Below are 11,955 nucleotides of genomic sequence, written 5' to 3' on the forward strand. Positions count from 1 at the left end.
GTGGGCGCCTTGACCGCCTTCGGTCTCTACTCTCGGCCGACGAGATCCGGCGGTCCGTTGCCGAGGACCAACGAGACCGTCATGTGGTTCCAAGAGCAACCTTGACAGACCTCGACGACGTGCACACGGATCTCGTCGTCATCATGGTCCATTTCGACGAGACCTGACGTCGCCTTTGCCTCACCCGTATGCCGTCCCAGGGGATCCCGGTCGACATAGGTCACGTTGGTGACGTTCCGCCTTCCGCACACCGGGCATAGGCGTTCGGTCGGTTCACCGAGGTGCCGGGCCGCGTGAAGGAGGTACGGCTGTGCGTCACACATCTCGCCAGGCGAGCGCGGGCCGGGGACCACTCCTCTCGTCGCGAGGCCGTCGTCCACCACCCTTCTCTGTGACCACATGAGCGCCAGACTACGGCTTTTTGGTGATTGCTCCCAACGACTTGGCAAAGTCGCTCGTTGCCGCGATATAGCGAATCGACGTATCCTCATGATGTATCGGCTAGATACATCGACGCGAGAGGGGGCGGTTCCGCTGGCCGGCGGACAAGGCAGAGTCCTGGAGCTGGCCGTGCTCGGGTCGTTGCACGAGACCCCGCTCCACGGCTACGAGCTGCGCAAACGGCTCAACGCTCTGCTGGGGATGTTCCGTGCGTTCTCCTACGGGTCGCTCTACCCCTGCCTGCGATCGCTGCTCACCCAGGGCCTCATCGCCGAGGAGCAGCCGGCTCCGGCCACGATCGTGGGCGGCCGATCGAAGATCGTCTACAAGCTGACGGCGGAGGGGAAGGAGCGGCTGCACGAGTTGCTCACCCAGGCCGGTCCGTCGGCCTGGGAGGACGAGAGCTTCGGCGTCCACTTCGCCTTCTTCAGGCACACGGAGGCCGAGGTGCGCCTGCGCATCCTCGAAGGCCGCCGCAGCCGCCTGGAGGAGCGTCTGGACAGCGTGCGCACCGCCCTGGCCCGCACCAGGGAGCGCCTCGACAGCTACACGTTGGAGCTGCAGCGTCATGGTCTCGAATCGGTCGAACGCGAGGTGCGTTGGCTGAACGAGCTGATCGCGACGGAGAGACGGGCATCGCAAGAGCCCGAGAGAGATACCACGTCAACTGATGAGTAAGGGAGCGAGTGCGATGGGTTCGGTTCGCGTGGCCATTGTCGGTGTCGGCAACTGCGCGTCGTCGCTGGTCCAGGGCGTTCACTACTACAAGGACGCCGACCCGGACGTACGGGTCCCGGGCCTGATGCACGTGAAGTTCGGCGACTACCACGTCGGCGACGTCGAGGTCGTCGCCGCGTTCGACGTGGACGCCAAGAAGGTCGGCCGCGACCTGTCCGAGGCGATCGTCGCCAGCGAGAACAACACGATCAAGATCTGCGACGTGCCGCCCACGGGGGTGACTGTCCAGCGCGGCCATACCTTCGACGGCCTGGGTGAGTACTACCGGGAGATCGTCGAGGAGTCCGACGAGGCGCCCGTCGACGTGGTCCAGGTGCTCCGTGACAACCAGGTCGACGTCCTGGTCTCCTACCTGCCCGTGGGCTCCGAGGAGGCCGACCGGTTCTACGCGCGGTGCGCGATCGACGCCAAGGTCGCCTTCGTCAACGCGCTGCCGGTCTTCATCGCCTCCGACCCCGAGTGGGCCGAGAAGTTCACGCAGGCCGGTGTGCCGATCGTCGGCGACGACATCAAGTCGCAGGTCGGCGCCACCATCACGCACCGCGTCCTGGCCAAGCTGTTCGAGGACCGCGGGGTCGAGCTGCTGCGCACGTACCAGCTCAACTTCGGCGGCAACATGGACTTCATGAACATGCTGGAGCGCAAGCGGCTCCAGTCGAAGAAGATCTCCAAGACCCAGTCGGTCACCTCGCAGATCCCGCACGAGATGCGCAAGGCCGACGTGCACATCGGCCCGTCGGACCACGTGCCGTGGCTCGACGACCGCAAGTGGGCCTACATCCGCCTGGAGGGCCGCTCGTTCGGCGACACCCCGCTCAACCTGGAGTACAAGCTCGAGGTGTGGGACTCGCCCAACTCGGCGGGCATCATCATCGACGCGGTGCGCGCGGCCAAGATCGCCCTCGACCGGGGCATCGCCGGCCCGATCCTCAGCGCGTCGTCGTACTTCATGAAGTCGCCGCCCGAGCAGTACTCCGACGACGAGGCGCGCGAGTACGTCGAGAAGTTCATCCGCGGCGAGATCGACAGGTAAGCCTCGCTCACGACGGCGGCCGACTCCTTGCGGGGGCGGCCGCCGTCACTCTTGCGCGCCGTCACTCTTGCGCGGCGTCGCCGGGTCAGGGCGTCAGCCGGCGGCGACCCGGGCGGCCGGCGGCAGCTCGGCCTCGGCGGCCGTGGGCCAGGCCATCGGGTCGGGGCCGAGCTCGACCAGGAGCGGCACCTGCTCGGCGCACCACGGCGAGATGGCCAGCTCGCCCTTCAGCACCCGAGTGGCGAACTCCTGCCACGGCATCCACCGTGTCTCGCCCACCTCCTCCGGGTTGAGCACCGCCGGGGCCTCGGCCGTGACGCGGTAGACGGGGCACAGCTCGTGCTCGACGATGCCGTTGCCCATGACGGCCCGGTAGGCGAACGTGGGCAGCACCAGGTCGGCGCGCTCGACGGCCAGGCCCAGCTCGTAGGAGAGCCGGCGGGTGACGGCGCGGTCGAGCGGCTCGCCCGGCAGCGGGTGGCCGCAGCAGCTGTTGGTCCACACGCCGGGCCAGGTCAGCTTGTGGTCGGCGCGCCTGGTCAGCAGCACACGGCCGTCGCCGTCGAAGACGTAGCTGGAGAAGGCCAGGTGGAGCGGGGTCTCCCGGCCGTGCACCGACAGCTTGGGCGCGGTGCCGACCGCGCGGCCCTCGTCGTCGACCAGCACCACCAGTTCATCAGTCGTCACGCTACGAAGCGTACGTGATCATGTGCGTGTTCCGGACGGGTTCCTCCACCTGCGGCGCCAACTCCCCGAGCCCGGAAAGGTCCGGATCGGGACTAGGCTGACTGCGTGTCGTTCGTCGCCGATCTGCGGATAGTCCTGAAGGGCCGGGACTTCCGCCGGCTGTTCGGCACCCGGCTGGTCTCCCAGTTCTCCGACGGGATCTTCCAGTTCGCGGTGACGGGATTCGCCTTCTTCAGCCCCGAGAAGCAGACCACCGCGCTGGCCGTGGCCGCCGGCATGGCCGTGCTGTTCCTCCCGTACAGCGTGCTGGGGCCCTTCGTGGGCGTCTTCATCGACCGCTGGTCGCGGCGGCAGATCCTGGTGATCGCGCCGATGGTGCGCGGCACGCTGCTCCTCGCCGCCGCGGCGCTCCTGGTCGCCGGCGTGCCCGAGCCGCTGTTCTACGCCGCGGCCCTCGCCGTGCTCGGGGTCAACCGGTTCTTCATGGCCGCGCTCGGCGCCTCTCTGCCGCACGTGGTTCCGCCCGAGCGGCTGATGGCGGCCAACGCCGTCACCCCCACCTCCGGCACCGCCATGACGTTCGTGGGCGCCGGCTTGGGCTTCCTGCTGCGCGAGACGTTCGGCGGCGGCGCGTACGGCACGGCGCTGCTGCTGGTCATCTCGGGCGTGGTGTTCGGGATGAGCGCGCTGATCGCGCGCACGATGGAGCGCTCGCTGCTCGGCCCCTCCTACGACCCCGACCGGCCGCAGGCGCGCGAGGCGGTCCGCAACGTGGTGGTGGGCCTCGTGGACGGCGCGCGGCATCTGCTGGGCCACCGCAGGGCCGCCGCCACGATGGGCGCGATGGCCGCCCACCGGTTCCTGTACGGCATGGCGACCGCGCTCGGCATCATCCTGTACCGCTACTACTTCACCGACGGCGACGCCGAGGCGGCCCTGCGCGGCATCGGCGTGGTCGTCGCCACCTCCGGCGTCGGCTACACCCTCGCCATCGTCCTCACGCCGTGGGCCACCGAGCGGTTCACGCTGGAGCGGTGGGTGCCGATGGCCCTGGCCGCGGCGGGCCTGGTCTCGGGGGCGCTGATCCTGCCGTTCCAGGAGTGGGGGCTGCCGGTGGCCGGCTTCGTGCTGGGCATCGCCGGGCAGAGCGTCAAGATCTGCGCCGACACGGCCGTGCAGCGCGACGTCGAGGACGCCTACCTGGGCCGGTCCTTCTCGATCTACGACATGCTCTTCAACGGCATGTACGTGCTCGCCGCGGCGCTGTCGGCGGTCATCCTGCCGCCCGACGGCAGGTCCTACCTCGCCGTGGCGATCATCGCGCTGGGCTACCCGGTGGCCGCGCTGATCTACCGCCTGGTCGTGCGGCCCCCGGTGCCCACGCCGTCGCCCTGACCCGTCAGGAGGAGGTCAGGCCGTTGTCGCGGGCCCACTCCAGCAGCGCCTCGGTGGCCGCCTCGGCGCCGATGACGCCCTTGTCCAGACGCAGCTCCAGCAGGAACTTGTAGGCCCTGCCCACGACCGGGCCGGGCCCGACGCCGAGGACGCGCTGGATGTCGTTGCCGTCGAGCTCCGGCCGGATCTTGGCCAGCTCCTCCTCGTCGGCCAGCCGGGCGATGCGCTCCTCCAACTGGTCGTAGGTGCGCGACAGGGCCGCCGCCTTGCGCTTGTTGCGGGTCGTGCAGTCGGCCCGGGTGAGCTTGTGCAGGCGGGTGAGCAGGTGGCCCGCGTCGCGCACGTAGCGGCGCACGGCGCTGTCGGTCCACTCGCCCGTGCCGTAGCCGTGGAAGCGCAGGTGCAGCTCCACCAGCCGCGACACGTCGGCCACGACGTCCTTGGGGAACCTCAGCTCGGTCATGCGCTTCTTGGTCATCTGGGCGCCGACCACCTCGTGGTGGTGGAAGGAGACCCGGCCGCCCGCCTCGTGACGGCGCGTCTTGGGCTTCCCGATGTCGTGCATGAGAGCGGCCCAGCGCAGGATGTGGTCGGGCCGGCCGTCCTCCTCCTGGGCGATCGCCTGGTCGAGCACGGTCAGGGTGTGCTCGTAGACGTCCTTGTGCCGGTGGTGCTCGTCGATCTCCAGGCGCAGTTTGGGCAGCTCGGGCAGCACGTGCTGGGCCAGGCCGGTGTCGACCAGCAGCCGCAGGCCCTCGCGGGGGTAGGCGCCGGAGACCAGCTTGTCCAGCTCGTCGCGGATGCGCTCGGCGGAGACGATCTCGATGCGCTCGGCCATCGACGTCATCGCCTCGACGGCGGCGTCGTCGACGGTGAAGCCGAGCTGGGAGGCGAAGCGGGCGGCGCGCAGCATGCGCAGCGGGTCGTCGTCGAAGGACCGCTCGGCCGGGCCCGGCGTGCGCAGCCGCCGGGCCGCCAGGTCCTCCAGGCCGCCGTACGGGTCCACGAACTCGTGACCGGGCAGGCGCACGGCCATCGCGTTGACCGCGAAGTCGCGCCGCTCCAGGTCGGCCTCCAGCGTGTCGCCGTACATGACCTCGGGCTTGCGCGACTTGGGGTCGTAGGACTCGCTCCGGTACGTGGTGATCTCGATCAGCCAGCCGCCCTTGCGCACGCCGACCGTGCCGAAGTCGATGCCGATGGTCCACACCGAGTCGGCCCAGTCGCGCACGAGGGACAGCACGCGCTCGGGACGGGCGTCGGTGGTGAGGTCGAGGTCGTTGCCGGTGCGGCCGAGCAGCATGTCGCGCACGGGACCGCCCACGAGGGCCAGTTCGTGGCCCTGGTCGGCGAACAGGCGGCCCAGGTCGTCGGCCACCGGGGAGATCTTACGGAACAGGTCGCTCATGGCCCGCTGCTGGTTGTCGGTCAGATTTGAGTCGGACAAGCTGGGTAGGTCCTTCGATTCCGGAACATATCCCCCGGGCCACATGAGGTCCGGGTTACCGTCGGTCAAGAGGACCGTCGGGGGCCAAGGCCGAAGGAGCGTGTTCATGAAGGACGCCCTCGCGATCCACCGCTGGCTCCTCGCGCACCAGGTCCATCATGAGATCGTACGCCTTCCGCGTCCCATCACTCGCGTGGAGGAGCTGCCCGCGACGATCTCCGCCGCGCCCGAGAGGTGCGTCATGGTCACGGTGTTCGAGGTCACCGCGAGGCTCGGCCGCGAGGTCGTCGGCGTCGTCTCCTCGGTCGCCGCGCCGCCGCGCCCGGGGGCCGTCGGCGCCCTGCTGGGCGCCCATGACGTGCGGCCCGCCCCCGCGTTCCTGGTCAACTCCGCCACCGACTACGCCGCCGGGCTCGTGTGCCCGCTGTTGCTGCCGCGCCGGCTCCCACTGCTGGTGGACGACCGGCTCGCGGGCGACGCCGAGCCGATCTTCATGGCCAGCGGCGAGCGACACACCGCCGTCGGCATGCGTGCCCTTGACCTGCTGTCCCTCCTGTCCGGCAAGACCGTGGACCTGAGGATTCCCCGGCCCAGGGGATCACGTGAGGCGATCGCGCTGCGGCACTGAGCCCGTACCATTGCGGGCGTGCGCCGTACTCCAGCCCGGGCGGACGCGTGATCCGTAAGGCCACGCTGCTCGCCGTCGTCTCCGCAGCGTTGCTCGCCCCCGTGGGCGTGGCGACGCCGGGCACGGCTGCCGCGAAGACGTTCACCGCCCAGGCCAGCCGGCAGGGGCTGGTCCTCACCGTGTCCTCCATCACACCCGAGTACGCCAAGGGCGCGGCCGACGTGATCAAGGTCTCCGGCACGCTGCGCAACGACACCGGCAGCGACCTGAGCGGCCTGCTCGTCCGGCTGCGCTACCAGACGCAGCCGCTCGCCGACCGGGCCGCCCTGGAGACGTTCCAGACCGACCAGACCGACCAGACGCTCCCCAGCGGCGCCTCCCCCACCTCCCGGATGGACATACCGGCGCTGGCGGCGGGCGCCTCGGCGCCGTGGGAGTTCACGCTGACCCCGGCGCAGCTCGCCCACCCGGCCCTGCCCCGCTTCGGCGTCTACCCGATCGCGATCGAGGTCCAGCAGGCCGGCTGGCGGCGCCTGGCCGTGCAGCGCACGTTCGTCACGTACGCGCCCCAGCAGCCCAAGCCGGTGCGCAACAAGCTGGCCATCGCCCTGCCGCTGATCGACCAGCCGCATCGCGTCATCGACCAGCCCCGCCACCCCGACGACGCCACGTTCGTCGACGACAAGCTGAGCGCCTCGCTGACCGGCAAGGGCCGCCTGGCCGATCTGCTGCGCATCGCCAAGACCGCGCCCCCGAGCGTCACCTGGTTCATGGACGCGGCGCTGCTCGACGATCTCACCGCCATGTCCAAGCCGTACACCGTCGCCGGCAAGGACGACCCGGTCAAGAAGCCGGCCGACCCCGCGGCGGCCCAGTGGCTCAACGACCTGCGCGCCGCCCTGGCCGACTCCCCCGTCGTCGCCACCCCGTACGCCGACCCCGACGTGGCCGCCCTGGCCCACCACGGGTTCGACACGCAGGTCGGCCGGGCGATCGAGCTGGGCGGGCAGAAGGCCACCCAGCTCCTGCGTCCCGAGGTCTCGACCTCGATCAACTGGCCGGCGTCCGGGCTGCTCGACGCCGACGCGCTCGACCTGCTGGCCGTCGGCAAGCCGGGCGTCGCCCAGGTCGGCAAGGTCCTGCTCACCTCCGCCAACCTGCCGCAGCAGGGTCAGCAGGCCACCCCGACCACCCAGACCGGTCAGACGACGCAGCAGACCGCCTTCGCGCCCGGCGCGACCACGCCCGACGCCACCGCCACGCTCTACAGCGTCGCCGGCCCGGTCACGGCGCTCGTCGCCGACCCCACGCTCAGCCGGCTCTTCGAGCCCGGCGGCGGCGCCGGCTCGACGCTGCTGAGCCGCCAGCGCTTCATCGCCGAGACCGCGATGATCGCGGCCGAGCCCGGGCAGACCACTCCGCGCTCGATCGTCGTCGCCCCGTCCCGCCGCTGGGACCCCAACCCCACGCTCGTCTCCGCCCTCCTCAAGACCGCGGACGACCTGCCGTGGCTGTCGCTCACCCGGCTCGACTCCGTCAAGCCCCCGAAGAGAGCGGCCGCCCGCACGGCGCAGACCCAGCGTGCCGGCCTCACCTACACCGACGACAACCGCAAGGAGGAGCTCGGCCGCAAGTACCTGACCCCGGTCAAGGACATCGCGCGCAACGCCGAGCTCACCTCGCTCATCACCACCGACAAGCCGCCGTCCGCCTTCGACGCGGCCGTGCTGCGGCTGACGTCCTCCGCCTGGCGCAACCAGACCCGGGCCGGGCGCGCCGCGACCCAGCTCGTCAGGGACGCCGTGGACGCCCGGATGGACATGATCACGATCACCGGCGCCGATCCCGACCAGCCGCGCACGCTGGCCGGCTCCGACGGCGTCGTGCCCGTCAGCGTCAAGAACTCGCTGCCGGTCAAGATCACGGTCGACGTCGAGGTGACCTCCAACAACCCCAAGGTGCTGCGGATCGTCCCCCAGCCGACCCGCAGGCTGGTGATCGGCGGCAACGGCCAGAGCGGCACCCTGAAGGTCGCGATGACGGCGGCGGCCGGCGTCAGCGGCGACTCGGCCGTGACCGTCCAGCTCCGCACCTCCGACGGGCAGCCGTACGGCAAGCCGGTGAAGCTGATCATCCGGACCACCGGTTACACCGGCATCGCCCTGGTGATCGTCGGCGCGGCGCTGACGGTCATGCTCGCCGCGGTCGTGACCCGGGTCCTCAGGCGCAGATCGCAGCGACGGCTCGAACGGGCCGCCAGGAGTCGGGAGAGTGAGGCCGTATGAGCCGCATGCTGCGGGCCAGCGCCGTCATGGCCGCGGGCACCATGGTGTCGAGGGTCACGGGCTTCATACGCACCATGGCGCTGGCCACGGCGATCGGCACCGCCGCCATGGGCGACGCCTACAACGCGGCCTACGCCATCCCGTACAGCATCCTCGACCTGCTGCTGCTCGGCGTGCTGAGCAGCGTGGTCGTGCCGATGATCGTCCGGGCGCAGAAGGAGGACCCCGACGGCGGACGGGCCTACGAGCAGCGTCTGCTGACCCTCGCCACGGTCGCGCTGGCCGTCGTCGCCTTACTGGCCGTGCTGGCCGCGCCGGTGCTCATCGACCTCTACACGACGGGCTGGACCGGCCGGAAGTTCGACGTCGCCGTCACGCTGGCGCGGTTCATCCTGCCGCAGCTCGCCTTCTTCGGCATCGGCGCGGTGGCGGGCGCCGTCCTGAACACCCGCGACCGGTTCGCCGCGCCCATGTGGGCCCCGGTGCTCAACAACGTCGTCGTCATCGGCGTGCTGATCATCTACCTCGCGGTGTTCGGCGACGCCGGCCGCGACCTGGCCCGCGTCACCGACGGGCAGCTCGCCCTGCTCGGCCTCGGCACCACCGCGGGCATCGTGGCCCAGGCCGCCGTGCTGCTCCTGGCGCTGCGCCGGGCCGGGTTCACGTTCACGCCGCGCCTCGACGTGCGCAACGCCCGGCTCGGCGAGATGGGCCGGGCGGGGATCTGGACCATCGGCTACGTGGTGGTCACCCAGCTCGGCTTCATGCTGACCACCAACCTGTCCAGCCAGGCCGGCGACGCCGTGTCCGGCCACGGCATCACCCCCTACACCTACGCCTTCCAGCTCTTCCAGCTCCCGTACGGCGTCATCGGCGTCTCGGTGATCACCGCGGCCCTGCCCCGGATGAGCCGCGCGGTGAGCGAGGGCCGCTTCGGCGACGTGCGCGCCGAGTTCGGCTCCAGCGTGCGGCTCATCGGGTCGATCATGGTGCCGGTGTCGCTGCTGCTCATGGTGCTCGGCCCGGCGATCACCGTGCCGATCTACGCCCACGGCGCCACCTCGGTCCAGGACGCCGTCTACATCGGCAACGTCCTCCAGGTGTACGGCCTGGGCCTGGTGCCGTTCGCGGTCTTCCAGCTCCTGCTGCGCGTCTTCTACAGCTTCGGCGACACCCGCACCCCGGTCTACGTCGGCGCGGCCACGACCGTGCTCAACGCGCTGTTCATGTGGATCCTCTACCAGATGCTGCCCTATGCCTACACGGTGATGGGGCTGGCCTTCGCCTACGCCGTCGCGTACTCTCTCGGGGCGGTCGTCGCCTGGTGGCTGGCCTCCCGGCGGGTCCAGGGACTCGGCGGCTGGCAGATCGGCATGTCGATGACCCGGATGTATCTCGCCGCCCTGCCCACGGCCGTGCTGGCGCTGGTCGTGGTGTGGCTGGTCCAGATCGCCTTCGGCGGGTTGACCTTCCTGACCTCGGTGATCATCCTGATGGTCGGCGGCGGTGTGGGCATGCTGCTGTACCTCGCCGTGGCCCACCGGATGCGCATCCCGGAGGTCAACTCGATCGTCGGTATGGTTGCCGGACGGCTGGGACGGTAAGGAACACGGGCGGAACCGGCGCGGCACTACCATGGTGCCCACACGCGCGAATGGAAGCAGGAGGGGCGTGGGCGGATCCACCCGGCATAGCGTGCCTACGTGGGACACGGCCACGCGGGCCAGTCGAGTCATGAACGCGCACGATCAGCCGAGCGGAGTGGGTCAGTGAGCACGTCGGCGGTCGAACCCGGCACCCGTCTCGCCGAACGCTTCCGGCTTGAGGACCGGGTGAGCGAAGCCGACGGCGCCACCCTGTGGAAGGCGATCGACGAGATCCTCGCCCGCCCCGTCGCCGTCCACACCTTCTCCCCCGACTTCCCGCGCGTCCACGAGGTCGTCACCGCCGCCCGGGCCGCCAGCCGGCTCACCGACCCCCGGCTGACGCAGGTGTTCGACGCCGCCGAGGAGGAGGACTACTCCTACGTAGTCAGCGAGTGGGTGACCGGCGAGACCCTGGCCGACCTGGTCGCGGGCGGCCCGCTCGACCCGGAGCGGGCGGCGGGGCTGGTGGCCGAGGCGGCCGAGGCCCTCGCGCACGCCCACGAGGCCGGCCTGTACCACCTGTGCCTGCGCCCGTCCCACCTGGTGTGGACGACCGGCAACACCGTCAAGGTGCTCGGCGTCGCGGTCGACGCGGCCCTGTCCGGGCTCACCACCGACCAGCCCGCCCTGGACGACGCCGAGGGTCTCGGCCGGCTGCTCTACGCCGGGCTGACCGGCCACTGGCCGGGTGACGAGGAGGAGGGCGGCCTGCCGCCCGCCCCCATGACCGACGGCCACTTCTGCACGCCCCGCCAGGTGACCGCGGGCGTCCCGAGCTACCTCGACACGGTCACGGTCAAGGCGTGCCTGCCCGAGTCGCGCAAGGGCCACGGCGCGCTGAACAGCCCGGCGGAGGTGGCCGAGGCGCTGGCCGGCGTCGCCCGGCCGATGCCGATCCCGATCGACTACCCGTCCTCCCCGCCCTCGGTGACGGCCACCTCGCCGTCCGAGGGTCTCGGCACCGAGGTCCGTCCCCCGCGGCCCCAGCCGCCGATCCAGCACCTGACCGTCCCGCAGCGCGGCGCCCGGCAGGGCGGCGTGGTCAACCGGGCGCTCATGACCGTCGTGGTGCTGCTCGTCATCGCCGCGGTCGGCGTCGGCGCGTGGACGATCGGCCGCAGCCTGGGCACCGGCAACGGCGACCCGGGGGCGCAGGGCACCCCGACGGCGGCCTCGCCGTCCGCCACGGCGGCGCCCCAGGCGGTCAAGCCGAAGAAGGCGATCGCGTTCGACCCCTTGGGCGACAAGGAGGAGAACGAGGGCGCCGAGCTGACGCTCGACGGCAAGCCCAGCACGTTCTGGAAGACCGACAACTACACCACCGCCGAGCTGGGCAACCTCAAGGAAGGCGTCGGCCTGCTGCTCGACATGGGCAAGCCGGTCCAGATCAGCGACGTGGTGGCCACGCTGTCCGGCGCGAGCGGCGCGAGCGTGGAGCTCAAGGTGGGCGACGCGCCGGAGCTCTCGGCGCTCAAGACGGTCACCAAGCAGAAGGGCGCCTCCGGGAAGGTCACCCTGAAGCCCGATCAAGCCGCCACCGGTCAGTACGTTTTGATCTGGTTTACTCGTCTTCCGGCAGACGCGGGCGGCTTTCATGGCACCATCTATGAGGTAGTGGTCCATTCCCCCGGATCGGCATAACCAGGAATCCCTCT

Annotated in this window: 10 protein-coding genes; 7 read left to right on the forward strand and 3 right to left on the reverse strand. The window is 70.8% G+C overall.

Translation table 11 applies throughout. The features are described 5' to 3' along the window. Positions 1–26: 26 nt before the first annotated feature. Positions 27–491: a DUF5318 family protein gene (locus HTZ77_RS15290; RefSeq protein ID WP_328808602.1), complete on the reverse strand. Its 465-nt coding sequence runs from the start codon at positions 489–491 to the stop codon at positions 27–29. 43 nt (positions 492–534) lie between these two features. On the opposite strand from HTZ77_RS15290, the gene HTZ77_RS15295 reads away from it, so the two are divergent. After that, the gene (locus HTZ77_RS15295) at positions 535–1,119 is read left to right on the forward strand and encodes a PadR family transcriptional regulator (protein ID WP_175590297.1); all 585 of its coding nucleotides are present in this window, start codon (positions 535–537) and stop codon (positions 1,117–1,119) included. A 13-nt stretch (positions 1,120–1,132) separates the two neighbouring features. Beyond that, the gene (locus tag HTZ77_RS15300) at positions 1,133–2,212 is read left to right on the forward strand and encodes an inositol-3-phosphate synthase (protein ID WP_175590204.1); all 1,080 of its coding nucleotides are present in this window, start codon (positions 1,133–1,135) and stop codon (positions 2,210–2,212) included. A 93-nt stretch (positions 2,213–2,305) separates the two neighbouring features. Here the strand turns inward: HTZ77_RS15300 and idi are convergent, their stop codons facing one another. Continuing rightward, positions 2,306–2,899, reverse strand: a complete 594-nt coding sequence (gene idi, locus HTZ77_RS15305; RefSeq protein ID WP_175590205.1) for an isopentenyl-diphosphate Delta-isomerase — start codon at positions 2,897–2,899, stop codon at positions 2,306–2,308. Between the two features lie 105 nt (positions 2,900–3,004). Between idi and HTZ77_RS15310 the strand changes: the two genes are divergently transcribed. Then, positions 3,005–4,294 carry an MFS transporter gene (locus HTZ77_RS15310; protein ID WP_175590206.1) on the forward strand — a complete coding sequence of 430 codons (1,290 nt, stop codon included), beginning with the start codon at positions 3,005–3,007 and terminating at the stop codon, positions 4,292–4,294. A gap of 4 nt (positions 4,295–4,298) precedes the next feature. On the opposite strand, the gene HTZ77_RS15315 is transcribed toward HTZ77_RS15310, so the two are convergent. Continuing rightward, a complete protein-coding gene (locus tag HTZ77_RS15315; protein WP_175590298.1) occupies positions 4,299–5,702 on the reverse strand; it encodes a CCA tRNA nucleotidyltransferase in 1,404 nt (467 codons plus the stop codon). 145 nt (positions 5,703–5,847) lie between these two features. Here HTZ77_RS15315 and HTZ77_RS15320 point away from each other — a divergent pair, with 145 nt between their 5' ends. The 4 genes from HTZ77_RS15320 to HTZ77_RS15335 all read left to right on the forward strand — a co-directional run bounded on the left by HTZ77_RS15320 (position 5,848) and on the right by HTZ77_RS15335 (position 11,941). Then, complete coding sequence (locus tag HTZ77_RS15320) at positions 5,848–6,369, forward strand: YbaK/EbsC family protein (RefSeq protein ID WP_175590207.1); 522 nt, start codon at positions 5,848–5,850, stop codon at positions 6,367–6,369. 47 nt (positions 6,370–6,416) lie between these two features. Next, the gene (locus HTZ77_RS15325; protein ID WP_175590208.1) at positions 6,417–8,654 is read left to right on the forward strand and encodes a DUF6049 family protein; all 2,238 of its coding nucleotides are present in this window, start codon (positions 6,417–6,419) and stop codon (positions 8,652–8,654) included. Then, entirely contained in the window at positions 8,651–10,258 is a 1,608-nt protein-coding gene (gene murJ, locus HTZ77_RS15330; protein ID WP_235994674.1) for a murein biosynthesis integral membrane protein MurJ, read from the forward strand. Before HTZ77_RS15325 ends, murJ begins: the two co-directional genes overlap by 4 nt. A 165-nt stretch (positions 10,259–10,423) precedes the next feature. Beyond that, on the forward strand, positions 10,424–11,941 hold the full coding sequence (locus HTZ77_RS15335) for a protein kinase family protein (protein ID WP_175590209.1): 1,518 nt from the start codon (positions 10,424–10,426) through the stop codon (positions 11,939–11,941). Positions 11,942–11,955: the final 14 nt, after the last annotated feature.

Origin of the sequence: Nonomuraea montanisoli (assembly GCF_013363975.1) — a bacterium.
Classification (GTDB): Bacteria; Actinomycetota; Actinomycetes; order Streptosporangiales; family Streptosporangiaceae; genus Nonomuraea; species Nonomuraea montanisoli.

Excerpts from the sequence above, each read along its gene's own strand:
- HTZ77_RS15290 (WP_328808602.1), bottom strand. The coding sequence starts at position 491 with ATGAGGATACGTCGATTCGCTATATCGCGGCAACGAGCGACTTTGCCA.
- HTZ77_RS15300 (WP_175590204.1), top strand. The coding sequence starts at position 1,133 with ATGGGTTCGGTTCGCGTGGCCATTGTCGGTGTCGGCAACTGCGCGTCG.
- HTZ77_RS15315 (WP_175590298.1), bottom strand. The coding sequence starts at position 5,702 with ATGAGCGACCTGTTCCGTAAGATCTCCCCGGTGGCCGACGACCTGGGC.
- HTZ77_RS15320 (WP_175590207.1), top strand. The coding sequence starts at position 5,848 with ATGAAGGACGCCCTCGCGATCCACCGCTGGCTCCTCGCGCACCAGGTC.
- murJ (WP_235994674.1), top strand. The coding sequence starts at position 8,651 with ATGAGCCGCATGCTGCGGGCCAGCGCCGTCATGGCCGCGGGCACCATG.